The following is a 1,344-nucleotide window of genomic DNA, read 5'->3' as shown; positions in this document are numbered from 1 at the left end:
GAACCTGGCCTGGACCAGGATCGCCGACTTCGACGTCTTCATAACGAAGGACTTCGGGACCACCGGTTTCGTAAAAGCGAATGGCTTTGGCCATGATTTCTTATTCTCCAATCTGCAATGTTGGGTGCGTCGAATTGCGCTGATTGGACTGTAGGATGCCGCCCCTGTAGCCGCTTCTCATCAGACGACAATGGCTTTTCATTTCGTGACAGAGGCCCGGCGTTCCGAGTTTTCAATGCCTGTGGCGGATGCACGGCATCGCTCGACAGGGAGAATTGCTGATCAACAGGTATCAATGGACATCATGCGGCAACGCTGACCTTGCGCCATTGCGATCAGGGCTTGCTCACAGACCGATACGTTCTGCGCGAAGAGCCGCCTTCCATAGGGGGGCTGCGGGACGGACACGCACTGGCGATGGGGTTTAATAGTTTTTGAGGGTTATTGATTCGGATTATCCCGCCACTGCGGGCAGCATTCGCCCCGCTTAGACCGACGTGCAAGCACCCGCTTTGCGTAGCTCAGGTCAGGTCAGGTCAGCACCTGAATAACAACTTTCATCACTTGAGAACAGAACACATGGGCATGTCGAATAAATGGATTGTGGGTATTGCATTGAGTAGCGTGTTTCAGGTCGGTTGTGTCTCGAAGGTCACGCAGCAGGAGCAATATTCGGGCTTCCTGGCCAATTATCAGGGTCTGGAAGAGCAAACTACGCCGAGCGAAAAAAAGGTGCTGCGCTGGGTAAAGCCAGGGTTTGATCCTGCCGCCTATTCCACTGTCGTGTTCAAGCAGGTAGAGCTGTACCCAGCGCCGAAGCCGAGCGATCGCGCCAACCTGAAAACCCTGCAAGACGTACAGACCATGGCCAGCAACAGCGTCAAGAACGCCTTTGCTCCCACCTACACTATCGTCTCGAATGAAGAGCAAGCACCGGCCGATTCGCGGACATTGATCTTGCATGCAGCGATCACCGAGGTTGGCGCCAAAAACGAGGGCATGCATTGGTATGAGGCCGTGCCGATCTCCGCAATTGTTGGCGCAACACAAGCAGCCACCGGGCATCGCGATCAGACAGCCGAAATGTATATCGAAGCCGACCTGATCGATGCAAAAACCGGATTGCCCGTAGCCAAGGTGGTACGCAAGGTGTTCGGCGAGACATTGGATAATGAAAGCCAACCAATCGCTGCCAACGACTTCAAAGCCGCTCTCAAAGACATGACGAACGACATGCAGGCACTGCTTTCCAAGAAGTAACAACCACGCAAGACCCCATTGCAAACGTTGAATTGCCTGCCACTCATTGTCATGGGATTGCGTCGCGAGCAGACGAGCATGGGG

Annotated in this window: 1 protein-coding gene; it reads left to right on the top strand. The window is 54.2% G+C overall.

The window, feature by feature from the left end; genetic code table 11:
* Positions 1–579 precede the first annotated feature (579 nt).
* Positions 580–1,260, top strand: coding sequence for a DUF3313 domain-containing protein (locus tag AC1DRJ_RS27885; protein WP_477804986.1), 681 nt, complete (start codon positions 580–582; stop codon positions 1,258–1,260).
* The last annotated feature ends 84 nt before the right edge of the window (positions 1,261–1,344 follow it).

It is taken from the genome of Pseudomonas sp. P5_B2 (assembly GCF_056400445.1).
Note: the sequence above shows the minus strand (reverse complement) of the source record. Positions and strands in the feature narration are given on the sequence as shown.

Bases quoted from the DNA above. Each gene is read 5' to 3' on its own strand.
- AC1DRJ_RS27885 (WP_477804986.1), top strand. From the start codon at position 580: ATGGGCATGTCGAATAAATGGATTGTGGGTATTGCATTGAGTAGCGTG.